Genomic DNA, 15966 nt, shown 5'->3' on the forward strand with positions numbered 1-15966 from the left:
CGGTCATCGAGGACGCACGGATCTATCGGGGGATTACTGGCGCAGGACATTTAGCGGCGCTTGCGCTTCTTCTTGCTCCGGTTGTCGGCGCTCGGCTTGCCACGGGTCGACCGGTCGGGCGCCGTCGGGTTCGCCGCGGCCTCGCGCAGGCCGATCCGGCGAGTCTGCCAGACGGTCAGCTCCCACAGCCCGATCGCGACGCCGACTCCCCCGACACCGACGGGCAGAGAGCTGAAGTCGGCATCGGCGGGCTGCGGGGCCAGCCAGCCGCTCGGGTCCACCAGCAGGTTCTCGGTGGTGCCCGCGTCCTCCGTGCCGTCGCAGCCCAGGCCGACGATGTCGGCGTGGTCCATCGGCTTGCCGTCGGTCCGCTTCAGCCTGCAGTGGTAGATCGGGCCGGTCTTGCCCTCGGTGGTGCGTACCGAGGTGATCCGCACCTCGGTACGCTGCCCCTGGCTCTGCATCAGCGCGGCCTGGAAGACCAGCCCGGCGCCGAGCGTGACGGCGAGTCCGAGGATCAGGCCGGCGAAGAACACCCACCCCTTGGTCGCGGTCGATATCAGCACCGCGATCGCGAGGGCCACGGTCAGCGCACCGAGGATCAGCGCCGCCGGGAACCAATCCGGGTTGGTGCCGAGCACGCCGATGCCCACCATCAGCAGGGGGACGAACGCGGCTATCCGGGCATGCCGCCGCACCACGTGCGGAGGCCAGGCCACGTTCTTCCGGGACCCGGGCGCCATCAGCGGCCCTCGAACCGGCGCAGCCCGACCCGCCGGGACAGCCAGACCAGCAGCTCGAAGAGCCCCAGAACCACCGGCAGGGCCCACGCGGCGATGTCGATCCCGCTGTAGTCCGTCTCGGTCAGTTCCGGCGCCGTCCAGCCGTGCGGGTCGATGAGCACGTCCTCGGTCCGCCCGACTTCCATCGGCCCGTCGCAGGAGTCGTTGCCCAGCTCGGCGTGCTTGAGCGGCTTGCCGTCCACCCGCTCCAGCAGGCAGGTGTACTCCGGCCCGTGCTTGCCCTGGTACCGCTTCACCGAGGTGACCCGCACCTCCAGCCGCTGCCCCTGGTGCGCCATCACCTCTGCCTGCAGCAACGGCCCCGGCACGGACAGCGCGGCGATCCCCAGGATCACCCCGCCGACGATCAACCACCCGTTCGGCGCGGCGGTGATCATCAGCAGGAGAGTCGCGATCAGCGCGAAGGTCCCGAGTACCAGCCCGAGCCCGCTCCAGTCCGGATTGGCGGCCAGCAACGACAGCCCGACGATCACCGGTGGACCGAAGAACGCGATCGTGGTGAGGCGGCGGACCTTCCGGGACGAGGTGACGGTGGCTATTCGAGGCACGGCTCAGTGTGACCAACGGGGACGCCAGGCAGAAGAGCGGGGCCCGTCATTACAGTCGTCGATCTCGATGAGCTCCCGTACCTCTCCCGCTCCCGCATCCAGTTCGGAGATCGACCGACCCCGCCCCACCCGCAGCCAACCCCCGTCAGTCCATCCCCAGCCCCGTCAACTCAAGCAACGCCACAAGGCCCGCCCCCGCATTGCGCAGCAGCACGCGGCCCCCGGCTCGCCGGGCGGTGAGCCGTAGCCGGGCCACTGCCTCGACCGCGGCGAGGTCGGCCCGGGTCACCGCGCCGAGGTCGCACACAACCTCCCGCGCCCCGGCCCCGTACAGCCCGCGCAGCCGCTCGCAGAGGAGGGGTACGTCGGCGAAGGTGAGGGGGCCGGGGACGGTGAGCACGACGGGCGGCGACGCGGGATCGATGGCTTCCACACCAATGAGACCCCGGCGGGCCGGTGAACTCATCGGTAGCGGCGCGGCTCCGCCTGAAGGACCGGGAAGTCTCCGGTGTCGACCTCCAGGTCGAAGGGGGCGGGGAGCGTCAGCTTCTCGCCGTATTCGACCATGGCGAGCACGCGGTATGTGCCGTCCTGCGGTTCGCCGTACAGCGTCGCTGTCGGCCTGCCCGAGTGCCAGGGGTCGAGGAGCAGATACAGCGGCACGCCCGCCTTGGCGTAGCCGTGGGTCTTGGTCACTCGGTCGTGGTTGGCGTTGCTCTTGGAGGTGATCTCGACGACGAGTTCGGCGTCTTCCGCAGCTGTACGGCCGTCCGGGCCCTGGCGCAGCCGTGAGCGTGGCATCACCAGCAGATCGGGCACGTACAGGCCCGCGCTCTGCCGGAGGACCACGCCGAGTGCCTGGTAGATCCCCCAGTCTTCCGGGATCACGCTGTAGAGACGACGTTGCAGTAGCTGAGCAGTGTCGTTGTGTTCTTCGGACGGCGTTGGTGCCACGGTGACGATCCCCTCGATGATCTCCACCTTGCAGCCCTCGGGTGCGTCCGTCTCCTCCCAGATCCCGACGGCGTCGTCCCACTCGTGGCCGGTGCCGGAGTGGTCGACGGTGAGTGCGCTCACGGCGGTCTCCCTACGTCGGTTCGTCACGCAGTCCAGCATGCCGAACGGGACCGGCGGAGGTCCACCGATCCCGTTCACCCGTACGAGGGCGCTCCTGAGAAACCCCAGGTCAGGCGATACGTTCCCGCACGATCGGAGTCGCCGAGAACGCCGTGCCGGCCGGCGCCACGTCGTACGACCCTTCCAGGGACTTCAGCGCGTACTCGAACTTCTCCGGGGTGTCCGTGTGCAGGGTCAGCAGCGGCTGGCCCGCGGTGACCGTGTCGCCGGGCTTGGCGTGGAGCTCGATGCCCGCGCCCGCCTGCACCGGGTCCTCCTTGCGCGCGCGGCCCGCGCCCAGGCGCCAGGCGGCCACGCCGACGCCGTACGCGTCAAGGCGGGTCAGGACGCCCGAGGAGGGGGCGGTGACGACGTGCTGCTCGCGGGCGACCGGCAGGGTCGCGTCCGGGTCGCCGCCCTGGGCCGCGATCATCCGGCGCCACACGTCCATCGCGGAGCCGTCCGCGAGGGCCTTCGCCGGGTCGGCGTCCTTGATGCCGGCGGCGTCCAGCATCTCGCGGGCCAGCGCGATGGTCAGCTCGACGACATCGGCGGGGCCGCCGCCCGCCAACACCTCGACGGATTCCCGGACTTCGAGGGCGTTGCCCGCGGTCAGGCCGAGCGGGGTGGACATGTCGGTCAGGAGGGCCACCGTCTTCACGCCGCTGTCCGTGCCCAACGCGACCATGGTGGAGGCGAGTTCGCGGGCGTCCTCGATGTTCTTCATGAAGGCGCCGGAGCCGACCTTCACGTCCAGGACCAGCGAGCCGGTACCCTCCGCGATCTTCTTCGACATGATGGACGAGGCGATCAGGGGGATCGCTTCCACCGTGCCCGTCACATCGCGCAGCGCGTACAGCTTCTTGTCCGCCGGGGCCAGCCCGTCGCCCGCCGCGCAGATGACCGCACCCGTGGTGTCCAGGACGTTCAGCATCTCCTCGTTGGAGAGCAGCGCGCGCCAGCCCGGGATCGACTCCAGCTTGTCCAGGGTGCCGCCGGTGTGGCCGAGCCCCCGGCCCGAGAGCTGCGGCACGGCCGCGCCGCAGGCCGCGACCAGCGGGGCGAGCGGCAGGGTGATCTTGTCGCCGACGCCGCCGGTGGAGTGCTTGTCGGCGGTGGGGCGCGAGAGCGAGTCGAAGTTCATGCGCTCGCCGGAGGCGATCATGGCCGCGGTCCAGCGGGCGATCTCCGTGCGGTTCATGCCGTTGAGGAGGATCGCCATGGCAAGGGCGGACATCTGCTCGTCGGCGACCACGCCGCGCGTGTACGCGTCGATGACCCAGTCGATCTGCTCGGGAGACAGCTCGCCCCGGTCTCGCTTGGTGCGGATGACGGAGATGACGTCCATGGCATTCCTTCCGGCTTGGTGCACGTTACGTACGCGACTCTACGCGCATAGAGGGGAGTTGAGAGTGCGGCCCCCGCGCAGGGAGCACGGGGGCCGCCGGGTTACTTCAGGTGGTCCGGGCCGAAGGCCTGGGGCAGCATGTCGGACAACTTGAGGATGCCCGCCGGGGTCTCCAACAGGAGCTCCGGGCCGCCGAATTCGAAGAGCAGCTGGCGGCAGCGGCCGCACGGCACCAGCACCTCGCCGTGGCCGTCGACGCAGGTGAAGTGCGTCAGGCGGCCGCCGCCGGACAGCTGGAGCGCCGAGACGAGCCCGCACTCGGCGCACAGGCCGATGCCGTACGAGGCGTTCTCGACGTTGCAGCCGGTCACGGTGCGCCCGTCGTCGACCAGCGCGGCCGCGCCGACCGGGTAGCGCGAGTACGGCGCGTACGCGCGGGACATGGCCTCGCGCGCGGCCGTGCGCAGCGCCTCCCAGTCGGGCGTCGGCGTCACTTGCCCTGGCCCTTCCGGTAGCGCATGCCGTCCGCCTTGGGCATCCGCAGACGCTGGGCGGAGAGCGAGAGCACGAGCAGCGTCACGACGTACGGGGTCGCGCCGACGAAGTCGCCGGGCACGTCGTCGGTGACCAGGTACCAGACCAGGATGAGCGCGGCCGTCAGCGCGCAGATCCCGAGCTGGATCATCGCCTTCTTGTACGCCTTCCAGCTCGCGAGCGCCAGGAGGAGGACGACGAGCAGGAGCAGCAGGGCGTGCACGGTGGTGCCGCCGTTGCGCAGCTGGAGCGCGTCGGAGAAGCCGAACAGGCCCGCGCCCATGGCGAGTCCGCCCGGCCGCCAGTTACCGAAGATCATCGCCGCGAGGCCGATGTAGCCGCGGCCGCCGGTCTGGCCCTCCAGGTAGATGTGCGAGGTGACCAGGGCGAGGAACGCGCCGGCGAGACCGGCGAGACCGCCGGAGACGGCGACTGCCGCGTACTTGTAGGAGTACACGTTCACACCGAGCGACTCGGCCGCGATCGGGTTCTCGCCGCAGGAGCGCAGGCGCAGACCGAAGGCGGTCTTCCACAGGATCCACCAGGTGCCGACGAACAGCAGCACGGCAATGACGGTGACCCAGGAGACCTCGGTGACCAGGCCGCCGAGGATGCCGGCGACGTCGGAGACGAGGAACCAGTGGTGCTTCTGGATCGACTCCAGGCCCGAGGACAGGCCGGGGATGGTGAAGCTGGGCAGCGCGTCGGCGGGCGGCGACTGCTTGGGGTTGCCGCCCTTGACCTGGGCCTCGCCGTTGTTGAAGAACAGCTTGGCGAGGTACTGCGTCACGCCGAGCGCGAGCAGGTTGATGGCGACACCGGAGACGATGTGGTCGACTCCGAAGGTGATGGTGGCGACCGCGTGGAGCAGGCCGCCGACGAGGCCGAAGCCGATGCCCGCGATCAGTCCGAGCCACGGGCTGGACTGCCAGCCGACCCAGCCGGCCCCGAAGGTGCCGAGGATCATCATGCCTTCGAGGCCGATGTTGACCACACCGGCCCGCTCGGACCACAGACCGGCCAGGCCCGCGAGCCCGATCGGCACGGCGAGGCCGAGCGCGGCGCTGACCTGGCCCTCGCTGGTGAGCTGGTCGGCGCCGGTGATCATGCGTACGGCGGAGACGAGGATCAGCGCGCCCGCGATGATCATCAGGATCTGCGCGAGCGAGAACTTGCGCGTGGCGTTGCCCCGCTTGACCCCGGCCGGAGGCGGTGGGGTCGTGGTGGTGTCAGTCGTGACGCTCATGCCGTCACCTCCGTCTCGGTCTTGGCGGCCTGGGCCGCGAGCTCGGCGCCGACGCGCTGCTGCTGGCGCTTGAGGCCGTAACGGCGGACGAGTTCGTAGGCGATCACGACGCACAGGACGATGACGCCCTGGATGACGCCGAGGATCTCCTTGTCGTAACCGATGAATTCCAGATGGTTGGTGGTGCGCTCCAGGAAGCCCCACAGCAGTGATGCGAGGGCGATGCCGACCGGGTTGTTGCGGCCGAGGAGCGCGATCGCGATGCCCGTGAAGCCGAGCCCGACGGGGAAGCTGTTGTCGAACTGGTGGGTGTCGTTGAGCAGGGTCGGCATTCCGACCAGACCGGCCACCGCACCCGAGATGATCATGCTGGTGACGATCATCTTCTTGACGTTGGCACCGCTCGCGGCGGCGGCGGCCTCGGACTGGCCGACGGCCCGCAGGTCGAAGCCGAAGCGGGTGCGGCCGAGCGTGAACCAGTACGCGACGCCGATGAGCACGGCGACGACGATGAAGCCCCACAGCTGTCCTGCCGGGCCCATGTCGATGGCGAAGAACCACGAGGAGCTGGGCAGCGGCTTGGTGGAGACCAGCGTGCCGGCCTCGTCCAGCTGGCCGAGCCGGCCGGGCTGGATGAAGTAGGCGATGATCGCGGTCGCGATGGCGTTCAGCATGATGGTCGAGATGACCTCGCTGACGCCCCGGGTGACCTTCAGGACGCCCGCGACCGCCGCCCACATCGCGCCGACCAGCATGGCGACGATGATGATGACCGGGATCTGCACGATGCCCGGCAGGCTCATCGCACCGCCGACCACCGCGGCGAGGAACGCCGCCAGGCGGTACTGGCCGTCGACGCCGATGTTGAAGAGGTTCATCCGGAAGCCGATGGCCACCGCGATGCCCGCGAGGTAGTAGGTCGTCGCCTTGTTGAGGATGTAGACCTGGCTGTCGCTCGCCGAGCCGTACGACAGCATGTCGTTGAAGGCCGGGAACGGGTTCTTGCCGGTGGCGAGGATGACCAGGGCGGTGACGACAAGGGCCGCGACGAGCGCGAGCACGGGGGCCGCGGCCCCCAGGAGCAGCTTCTCCTTGTCGATGCGGGAGGTGAGCTTCTTCATCGGTCCTCTCCCCCAGTGTTCTGCTGGTGCTCCAGGTGGCCGCTGGCGGCACCGGTCATGGCGGAACCCAGTTCTTCGGGGGTGATCGTGGCGGGGTCGGCGTCGGCGACCAGACGGCCCCGGTACATCACCCGCAGGGTGTCGGACAGGCCGATCAGCTCGTCCAGGTCGGCGGAGATCAGGAGCACCGCGAGGCCCTCATGGCGGGCCTCCCGGATCTGGTCCCAGATCTGCGCCTGCGCGCCGACGTCCACGCCCCGGGTGGGGTGCGCGGCGATCAGCAGCTTGGGGTTGTGGCTCATCTCGCGGCCGACGATCAGCTTCTGCTGGTTGCCGCCGGACAGGGACGCCGCGGTGACCTCGATGCCGGGGGTGCGCACGTCGTACTCGCGCACGATCCGCTCGGTGTCCTTGCGGGCGGCCTTGTTGTCGAGGAGCGCGCCCTTGGAGTTGGGCTTCTCGGTGACGTGGCCGAGGATGCGGTTCTCCCAGAGGGGGGCCTCCAGGAGCAGGCCGTGGCGGTGGCGGTCCTCGGGGATGTACCCGATGCCGTCCTCGCGGCGCTTGCGCGTCGGGGCCGTCGAGATGTCGGTGGTGTCAAGGGTGATGACACCGCCGTCGGGGATGCGCATGCCCATGATGGCCTCGACCAGTTCGGCCTGGCCGTTGCCCTCGACGCCCGCGATGCCGAGCACTTCGCCCTTGTGGATCGTGAAGGAGACCGAGGAGAGCACCTCGCGGACCACGCCGTCGGGGTCGGTGGTCGCCAGGTGCAGGTCGGCGACCTTGAGCATGGGGACCGTGGTGACCGTCGACTCGCGGGTCTCGGGCGAGGGCAGCTCGCTGCCCACCATCAGCTCGGCGAGCTGCTTGGTGGTGGTCGTACGGGGGTCGGCGGTGCCCACCGTGGTGCCGCGCCGGATCACCGTGATCTCGTCGGCGACCGAGAGCACCTCGCCGAGCTTGTGCGAGATGAAGATGACGGTCAGGCCCTCGGCCTTGAGCTCACGCAGGTTGTCGAAGAGCGCCTCGACCTCCTGCGGGACCAGGACGGCGGTCGGCTCGTCGAGGATGAGGGTGCGCGCGCCGCGGTAGAGGACCTTGAGGATCTCCACGCGCTGGCGGTCGGCGACGCCGAGGTCCTCGACCAGGACGTCGGGGCGGACCCCGAGGCCGTACGCGTCCGAGATCTCCTTGATCTTGTTGCGGGCCTTGGCGCCGATGCCGTACAGCTTCTCGCCGCCGAGGACGACGTTCTCCAGGACGGTGAGGTTGTCGGCCAGCATGAAGTGCTGGTGGACCATGCCGATGCCGAGCGCGATGGCGTCGGCCGGGCTGGCGAAGGAGGCCTTGGTGCCGTCGATGGCGATGGTGCCCTCGTCCGGCTTCTGCATGCCGTAGAGGATCTTCATCAGGGTCGACTTGCCGGCGCCGTTCTCACCGCACAGGGCGTGCACGGTGCCCTTGCGGACGGTGATGTCGATGTCCTTGTTGGCGACGACACCCGGGAATCGTTTGGTGATGCCGCGCAGTTCGACGGCGGGAGGGCTGGACGCGTTGATGGCGCACTCTCCTCGTGGGCAGGAGCAGGGGGGCGGGGAGCTTCCGGGGAAGCCGGGAAGCGTACTGATGTGCCATGCCGGGCTCCCGGCGTAGTAGTTCAGCACACTCACGGCGCGCCAACTCCGGCCTACGCGCGTAGAGTTGACACTTCGTTACGGCCCGGTGGGCAGGGCGGTCCCTGCACACCGGGCCGGTTGCGACGAGGGCGGTCGGTGACCGCCTCGGGTCACGGGGTCGTCTTGACCTTGATGGTGCCGTCGACGATCTTCTTCTTGGCCGCGTCGAGCTGCGGCTGGATGTCGGCGATGAAGCCACCGCTGGTGGCGAGCGAAACGCCGCCCTTGGCCAGCGGGTAGCTGTTGGTGCCGACCAGCGGCTTGCCGTCCTTGACCGACTTGATCAGGTCGTAGACGCCGATGTCGACGTTCTTGACGACCGAGGTCAGGATCGAGTTCTTGTACTTGTCGAGCGAGGCCTGCTGGTACTGGTCGGAGTCGACACCGATCGCCCAGGCGCCCTGCTTGCCCGCGACGGCCTCGATCGCACCGGTGCCGGAGGAGCCGGCGGCGGTGTAGATCACGTCGGCGCCGTTGTCGAGCATGCCCTGCGCGGCTTCCTTGCCCTTGTCGGGGCTGGCGAAGCCGGAGTTGTCGGAACCGTGCGACAGGTACTGGTTGTCGACCTTGACGGACGGCTTGGTGTCCTTGACGCCCTGGTTGAAGCCCGCCTCGAACTTCTTGATCAGGGGGACGTCCACACCGCCGATGAAGCCGACGTGGCCCGTCTTGGTCTTCAGCGCCGCCGCGACACCGGCGAGGTAGGAGCCCTGCTCCTCGGTGAAGACGATGTTGTCGACGTTCTTGGGGCCCTCGACGACGGAGTCGACGATGCCGAAGGTCGTGTTCGGGAACTTCGCCGCGACCTGCTTCATCGAGTTCGTGTACGCGAAGCCGATGCCGATCACGGGGTTGTAGCCGCCCGAGGCCAGGTCGCTCAGCTTCTGGACGCGGTCGGCCTCGGTGTCGGTGGTCTTGGCGGTCAGCTCCTTGACGGAGCCGCCGAACTCGGTCTTGGCCTTGTCGATACCGCGCGCGGCGGAGTCGTTGAACGAGTGGTCGCCACGGCCGCCGACGTCGTAGGCGACGCCGATCTTGACGCCATTGCCGCCCGCGGACGAGGACGAGGAGCCCGACTCCTTCTGGGAGGACGTGGAGCCACACGCGGTGGCTGAAAGCGCGAGCGCGGCGGTAGCGATACCTGCCGCAGCGATCTTGGATACCCGGCGCACGAGGAGGTCCCTTCAAACCTGAACCGAGGCGCCCCTACCGGCGCTGGTTTCGCGTCGGATCGTAACGCGCGTAGATGTCGCGTAAAGCCCTGTTCGGAAGCCGTTATCGAATCGCCGCGAACAGGGGATGAAGTGTCCGGTTACGAGCGGTTGCCATCCAGCAGCGCAGTGGCGGTGAACAGTTCCACCCCGACCTTGATGGCGGCTTCATCCGCGTCGAAATCACCCCGATGGAGGTCAAGCCGGGCGTTCGAGCCGGGCGTACGGACCCCGAGGCGGGCCATCGCCCCAGGTACATGCTCCAGGTACCACGAAAAGTCCTCGCCACCCAGTGACTGCTCCGTGTCCTCGATCGCGAACGGTCCCCGGCGCGCCGCCATCGCGTTGTGAAGCAGCTCGGTGATGGCCGGATCGTTGACGACCGGGGGCACCCCGCGGACGTAGTTGATCTCCGATTTGGCGCCGTGCAGGGTGGCCACCTCGTCAATCGCGGCGTGTACGAGGTCGGGCGCGTCGCGCCACGCCGAGAGTTCGAGGCAGCGCACGGTGCCGGCCAGCTCGGCGTGCATCGGGATGACGTTGCAGGCATGGCCCGACTCGATGCGGCCCCAGGTGAGGGCGAGGCCCGCGCGGGCGTCGATGCGGCGGGCGAGCAGCGCGGGCACGTCGGCGGCGACCCGGGCGACGGCGGTCACCATGTCGGTGGTGAGGTGCGGGCGGGCGGTGTGGCCGCCGGGGCCGTACAGGGCGACCTCCAGCCGGTCGCAGGCGGAAGTGATGGCGCCGGTGCGCAGCCCGATCCGGCCGGCGTCGACGCGCGGGTCGCAGTGCACCGCGACGATCCGGCCCACGCCGTCCAGGACACCCGCCTCGATGGCGTCCGCCGCGCCGCCGGGCAGCACTTCCTCGGCGGGCTGGAAGAGCAGCCGTACGGGCGCGGGCAGGCGGTCCTGGCGGTGCAGCTCGGCGAGGACGAGGCCGGCGCCGAGGACGGTGGTGGTGTGCACGTCGTGGCCGCAGGCGTGGGCGCGGTCGGGGACGGTGGAGCGGTAGGACACGCCGGTCTTGGCGTCGGGGATGGGCAGGGCGTCGATGTCCGCGCGCATCGCCAGCATCGGATGCCCCCGGTCGGGGGTACCGACGTCGCAGATGAGGCCGGTGCCGGACGGCAGCACGCGGGGCCTGAGCCCGGCCGCTTCGAGGCGGGCCTTGATCGCGGCGGTGGTCCGGAACTCCTGGTTGCCGAGCTCGGGGTGCATGTGCAAGTCCCGGCGGAAGGCGACGAGTTCGCCGAACAGGGCCTCACTCAGCGCCCCGGGCAGCGGCTCTTCGCGGGGCAGATCGGCTTCGGACTCGCGGGACATCAACTGGTTCACCCATTGAGGGTAGGCTTCTTTGAGGGTCAACTAACGCGCGATCAACAAAAGTTCAGCCTCATAGGGGAAGAAAATCGGCCGCCGGGCGCATGGCCCGTGTGACAGCTGGGTAAACTCCTCCGTCCTTCAGCCCGCTTCACCCCTCGGGCGCCAGGACCGCCGCCATCGAACGCTCAGGCCGCCACCGTGGCGAGCCCGTGGACGTCCCGCGCCGTGCCGGTCACCCCGTCCAGGAAACCCTGGGCGCGCGGCGAGGCGGTGTCCGTGAGCCACTGCGGATCGATGTCGCAGACCACGACCGAGACCCCGGTGCCCGCGAGCGCGAGGGGAAGCGTGTGGACGACGGTGGAGGGGAAGCTCACGACCGTACGGCCGATGGGCCCCCGGCGCGCGATGAGTTCGAGCGGCAGATCGGGGCGGACGATCTCCAGACCGGTGCGGGCGTGCAGGGTGCGCAGCTTCTCGGCGGACTCGCGGCGGTGGGCGAAGTAGCGGGTCACGCCGTGCGTACGAGCCAGCCGGGCGACCGCGGCGAGATAGCGCTCAGGGTCGACCACGCCGGTCTCCACCAGTGAAGTCCCCACCAGATCGGCCCCCTTGGTCAGCCGTGGGGGGCCGAAGTTCGCACGCGTCCAGCCGAAGGTGTGGGGGGTGACGGTGACACCGGCCGGCGCCTCTATGGGCATCGCGCTGAACACCTCGACGGCGCGGCGCGGCGCGGGCGTGAGCCGGCGGCGGGCCGCCGCGGATATGGGCGCGAACAGCACGTCGCGCGCGCCGGCCCGGCTGCCGCGCCGGTGCCAGCGCACCAGGCGTTCGCCACGGGCGAGTTGGGAGACGAACTCCATCGTGGCCGTGCCGTCGTCCACGACCACGAGTTCGTGGGCACGGGTGACGGTGAGCAGCAGTTGGACGTAGCGCGAGAACGGGTCGCCCATGACGATCCGCCGCGCGCGGCGCAGCATCGGGGCGAGCCCGCCGATCGTGTGGAGCGGGGCCGTGGGCCCGCCCCGGGCCTCCTCCCAGCGCACCTTCGTGCCCGCGTCGCGCGCGAGTTCCGCCATCCGGCGCAGCTGGCCGCGCGACATCGGGTCGGTGGGCGAGAGCACCACGACGGTCAGCCCGGACAGGTCCGGCGCCCCCGGGCGCTGCTGCGCCGGTACGCCGTCGAGCAGCGGGCCGGGCGAGTGGGCCCACTCCAGGACGTTGAGCAGCTGGACCGGGCTCTCCACGAAGGCGACGGTGGCGGAGGTGTCCCGAGGCACGGCGGGCCCGCCCCCTCAGACCGCGGCCGGAGCGCGGTCGGCGGCCTCCGCCTGGGCGACGACCCCGGCGACGCGGCGCAGCTTCTTCATCGGGGCGAGCTCGGACTCGTACACCTTCTTGACGCCGTCGCCGAGGGCGGCCTCGATGGTGCGGATGTCGCGGACCAGGCGGGTGAGGCCGCCGGGCTCGACGGAGGCGGCCTGGTCGGAGCCCCACATGGCGCGGTCGAGGGTGATGTGGCGCTCGACGAAGGCGGCGCCGAGCGCGACCGCGGCGAGGGTGGTCTGAAGTCCGGTCTCGTGGCCGCTGTAGCCGATCGGCACGTTGGGGTACTCGGCCATCAGGCTGTTGATCACGCGCAGGTTGAGCTCCTCGGCCTTGGCCGGGTAGGTCGAAGTGGCGTGGCACAGAAGGATGTTGTCGCTGCCGAGCACCTCGACCGCGTGCCGGATCTGCTTCGGCGTCGACATGCCGGTGGAGAGGATGACGGTGCGTCCCGTGGCGCGCAGGGCGCGCAGCAGCTCGTCGTCGGTGAGCGAGGCGGAGGCCACCTTGTGGGCCGGAACGTCGAACTTCTCCAGAAAGGCGACGGCCTCGATGTCCCACGGCGAGGCGAACCAGTCGATGCCGCGCCGCGTGCAGTGCGCGTCGATGGTGCGGTACTCGTCCTCGCCGAACTCCACCCGGTGGCGGTAGTCGATGTACGTCATCCGGCCCCACGGGGTGTCCCGCTCGATGTCCCACTGGTCGCGCGGGGTGCAGATCTCCGGGGTGCGCTTTTGGAACTTGACCGCGTCGCAGCCCGCGTCCGCGGCGGCGTCGACCAGCGCGAGCGCCTTGTCGAGGTCGCCGTTGTGGTTGATGCCGATCTCGCCGGTGATGTACACGGGCCGGCCCGGTCCCGCGGTGCGGCTGCCGAGGGTACGCAGACGGTTGCTCATGAGGGTGTTCCTTACCTAAGCGGGGGTGTGGTGGGGCTGGGGAAGGCGCTCGGTGTGCGGGGTGCGGTCGAGCTCGGGTCCGAGGAGCCAGGCGGCGATCTCGCGGACCGCTCCTTCGCCGCCGGGGGTACGGGTCACGGCGCGCGCGGCGGCGCGCACCGAGTCATGGGCGCTGCCGACGGCGACGGGCCAGCCGGCGAGCGCGAAACAGGGCAGGTCGTTGACGTCGTTGCCGGCGTAGAGCACGCGCTGCGGGTCGATGCCCTCGTCCTCGCACCACTGCTTGAGGGCGAGGTCCTTGCGGTCGATGCCGTGCAGCACGGGGATCTTGAGCTTGCGGGCGCGGGCGGCGACGACCGGGTTCTGCTCGGTGGACAGGATGAGCAGCTTGAGGCCGGCCCGGCGCAGGGCGGCGATGCCGAGGCCGTCGCCCCGGTGCACGGCGACGAGTTCGCGGCCCTCGGAGTCGATGAGGACCTTGTCGTCGGTCTGGGTGCCGTCGAAGTCGAGGACGACCGCGTCGATGTCGTCGCAGGTCGGGGTGGGCAGGCGGTCGAGGAGCGGGGCGAGCGCGCGGGCCCGTTCCAGGTCGTGCGGCTCGTCGATCTCCAGGACGCGGGCCGGGTCGGTGCGCACGAGCGCGGTCCGGCCGAAGAAGCGGTGCCGGTGCCTGCGGAAGCCCTCGGCGTCCATGGCGTACGCGGCGCCGGTCTCCAGGAAGTCCTGCGGGCGGTCCTGGCGGCGCGGCCGGAACGACTTGTCGTGGCCCATGCCCTGGCCGTCGCCGACTCCGTTCTCGACGGACTCGCGCCACAGGAAACCGTGGAAGGGCGCGACGGTGACGGCGGTCTCGGCGCCGTCCTCGACGACCGCGGCCGCCACGCCCTCGACGTCCTCGCGGGTCAGGAAGGGGCTGGTGCACTGCACGAGCAGGACGACATCGGTGTCCGGGTAGGCGTCCAGGGCGTGCAGCACCGCCGCCTCGCTGGTGGCGGTGTCGCCGGAGAGGGCGGCCGGGCGGCTGACGGCGTCGGCGCCGGCCGAGCGGGCCGCGGCCGCGATCGCCGGGTCGTCGGTGGAGACGACGATGTCGGTGACGTGGCGCGCGGACCGGCAGGCGAGCACCGCGCGCACGACCAGCGGAACGCCACCGACCGGGGCGAGGTTCTTGCCGGGCACGCCCTTGGAGCCGCCCCGGGCGGGAATCACGGCGAGGACTTTCGGGGGCGCGGCCGGGGGCGTACGGGGCGAGGCGGCCGCGGGCGTGTTCGCGGAGCTGGTCGGGGGCATCACAGTTCTCCCATCCGGCGGATCACGGGCGCGACCCGCTGCACGCCGTGGCGGTAGGCCCCGCGCGCCGCGTCGCGCACGGCGTCCCGGATCACCCGGCGCAGTCCGCTCGGCTGGTTCGCGGGGGCCGTGCCCGGCAGCGGGGTGCCGTCGGGGGCGAGGTGGTGGCGGGCGAGGATGCCCGGGAGGTAGCCGGGCGCGGTGGCGGCGGTGTAGTAGGGGGCGAGCGGCGGCAGGCTTTCCTTCGACAGCAACTCGCCCATTCGCTCGCGTACGTGATCGAAGGCGTGGTGGTAGGCCTCGCCCGGCGCCACGCCCTGTGCGGCGAGCCAGCCGGGGTCGGGCACGGGCCGGTGCCCGGCGTCGAGCTGGTCCCAGGAGGCAAGGCAGCCGGAGCCCAGGAAGTGGTGGTTGCCGAGGCCTTCGCGGACGCCGAGGTCGGTGAGGACGGCCGTCGGGACCGAGCGGTGCAGGGACTCCAGGGCGGCCGTCGAGGAGACCGTCACCAGGAGGTCGGCCCGGTCCAGGACCTCGCCCATGTTCCCGTACGCCAGCCGGAAGTTGGGCGGCGGAGCCATGCCCTTGGCGAGCCTCTGGTAGGGGTGTTCCTCGATGTGCGTGGTGTGTTCGCCGGGCTGGGAGCGGAGCTTGAGCACGACCTCGCGCCCGGGGTGGCGCCGGGCGTGCTCCACCAGGCGCCGCAGCAGATAGCGCCGGTCGGCGCGACTCTCCGGCACGGAGGGCTGGGCCGCGAAGACGACGGTGTCGCGGCCGGGCTCGGCGGTGTACGCGGCGCCGCCCAGGAAGGGCAGCGCGGCCTCGGTGACGGCACGGGCGTCCGCGCCCACTCCCTCGTACACCGCGCGGAAACGCCCGGCGTCGTGACGGGAGTTGGCGAGCACGATGTCCGCGCCGTGCCGTAGGAGCAGCCCGTCGGCGAGCTTCTCGTAGACGACGCCCACATAGCCGGTGACGACGACGGGCCGCGGTGTGTGGCCGGGCCACAGGGCGGCGAGCCCGTGCAGCGCAGCCTGGGCGGCCCCGCCGACGAGCGCCAGAACGATGACGTCGTACGCGTCCGGGCTCCCCATCTCCCGTGCAGCACCGAGGAATTGAGCCATCGTCACTTCACGGAGGGCGTCGGCGGACGCCCCGACCTCGGCGAGCTGACGCGGGGTGGGGGTGGCGCGGCCGCGCAGCAGGAAGCCGGTGATGGCCGGTGCGGCGGATTCGGTGCCGGGCGCCGGTTCGGCGAGGCGGCGCGCGGTGAGCGCACCCCATTTCCACCGGGTGTCCGAATCCGCGAGAACCGCGATCCGCAGCCTTGAGTCGGTACGTGATGGCACGCCGTAGAAACTAGAAAGCCGCGCGGGTTCGCGGCCCAACTCGACTGCAACAACGGGTTAACAGCGCGACTACGAATGAAGCGGGAGAAGGCGTACCGGGCCGGTTAACAGTCCCGCCATTCGTCGTTCACCCGCGATCTCTTTGATGGACAGGGCGAATGACCGCGGCGCGCCATAACG

Annotated in this window: 15 protein-coding genes; all 15 read right to left on the minus strand. The window is 70.6% G+C overall.

What is annotated here, in order from left to right:
- Positions 1-50 precede the first annotated feature (50 nt).
- Positions 51-743: a hypothetical protein gene (locus OG522_RS14560; RefSeq protein ID WP_329463415.1), complete on the minus strand. Its 693-nt coding sequence runs from the start codon at positions 741-743 to the stop codon at positions 51-53.
- Positions 743-1351, minus strand: coding sequence for a hypothetical protein (locus OG522_RS14565; protein WP_329463416.1), 609 nt, complete (start codon positions 1349-1351; stop codon positions 743-745). The genes OG522_RS14560 and OG522_RS14565 overlap by 1 nt, the downstream gene beginning before the upstream one ends.
- 145 nt (positions 1352-1496) lie before the next feature.
- A complete protein-coding gene (locus OG522_RS14570) occupies positions 1497-1784 on the minus strand; it encodes an STAS domain-containing protein (protein WP_329463417.1) in 288 nt (95 codons plus the stop codon).
- 29 nt (positions 1785-1813) lie between these two features.
- The gene (locus OG522_RS14575) at positions 1814-2428 is read right to left on the minus strand and encodes a Uma2 family endonuclease (RefSeq protein ID WP_329463418.1); all 615 of its coding nucleotides are present in this window, start codon (positions 2426-2428) and stop codon (positions 1814-1816) included.
- 109 nt (positions 2429-2537) lie between these two features.
- Positions 2538-3815: a thymidine phosphorylase gene (locus OG522_RS14580; RefSeq protein ID WP_329463419.1), complete on the minus strand. Its 1278-nt coding sequence runs from the start codon at positions 3813-3815 to the stop codon at positions 2538-2540.
- 101 nt (positions 3816-3916) lie between these two features.
- Complete coding sequence (locus OG522_RS14585) at positions 3917-4309, minus strand: cytidine deaminase (protein WP_329463420.1); 393 nt, start codon at positions 4307-4309, stop codon at positions 3917-3919.
- Positions 4306-5595 (minus strand): ABC transporter permease, encoded by a 1290-nt coding sequence (locus tag OG522_RS14590; protein ID WP_329463421.1) that lies wholly within the window; start codon positions 5593-5595, stop codon positions 4306-4308. The genes OG522_RS14585 and OG522_RS14590 overlap by 4 nt, the downstream gene beginning before the upstream one ends.
- Positions 5592-6716 carry an ABC transporter permease gene (locus OG522_RS14595; protein ID WP_329463422.1) on the minus strand — a complete coding sequence of 375 codons (1125 nt, stop codon included), beginning with the start codon at positions 6714-6716 and terminating at the stop codon, positions 5592-5594. The genes OG522_RS14590 and OG522_RS14595 overlap by 4 nt, the downstream gene beginning before the upstream one ends.
- The gene (locus OG522_RS14600; protein ID WP_329467586.1) at positions 6713-8248 is read right to left on the minus strand and encodes an ABC transporter ATP-binding protein; all 1536 of its coding nucleotides are present in this window, start codon (positions 8246-8248) and stop codon (positions 6713-6715) included. The genes OG522_RS14595 and OG522_RS14600 overlap by 4 nt, the downstream gene beginning before the upstream one ends.
- 257 nt (positions 8249-8505) lie before the next feature.
- Positions 8506-9567 carry a BMP family lipoprotein gene (locus tag OG522_RS14605; protein WP_329463423.1) on the minus strand — a complete coding sequence of 354 codons (1062 nt, stop codon included), beginning with the start codon at positions 9565-9567 and terminating at the stop codon, positions 8506-8508.
- Positions 9568-9707: 140 nt separating this feature from the next.
- The gene (locus tag OG522_RS14610) at positions 9708-10931 is read right to left on the minus strand and encodes an amidohydrolase (protein WP_329467587.1); all 1224 of its coding nucleotides are present in this window, start codon (positions 10929-10931) and stop codon (positions 9708-9710) included.
- A 185-nt stretch (positions 10932-11116) separates the two neighbouring features.
- Positions 11117-12208 carry a hypothetical protein gene (locus tag OG522_RS14615; RefSeq protein ID WP_329463424.1) on the minus strand — a complete coding sequence of 364 codons (1092 nt, stop codon included), beginning with the start codon at positions 12206-12208 and terminating at the stop codon, positions 11117-11119.
- Positions 12209-12223: 15 nt separating this feature from the next.
- Positions 12224-13150: an N-acetylneuraminate synthase family protein gene (locus tag OG522_RS14620; protein ID WP_329463425.1), complete on the minus strand. Its 927-nt coding sequence runs from the start codon at positions 13148-13150 to the stop codon at positions 12224-12226.
- Between the two features lie 15 nt (positions 13151-13165).
- A complete protein-coding gene (locus tag OG522_RS14625) occupies positions 13166-14440 on the minus strand; it encodes an N-acylneuraminate cytidylyltransferase (protein WP_329463426.1) in 1275 nt (424 codons plus the stop codon).
- Positions 14440-15786, minus strand: a complete 1347-nt coding sequence (locus OG522_RS14630) for a DUF6716 putative glycosyltransferase (RefSeq protein ID WP_329463427.1) — start codon at positions 15784-15786, stop codon at positions 14440-14442. Before OG522_RS14630 ends, OG522_RS14625 begins: the two co-directional genes overlap by 1 nt.
- Positions 15787-15966 lie beyond the last annotated feature (180 nt).

The sequence above is a fragment of the Streptomyces sp. NBC_01431 genome, assembly GCF_036231355.1.
Taxonomy (GTDB): Bacteria; Actinomycetota; Actinomycetes; order Streptomycetales; family Streptomycetaceae; genus Streptomyces.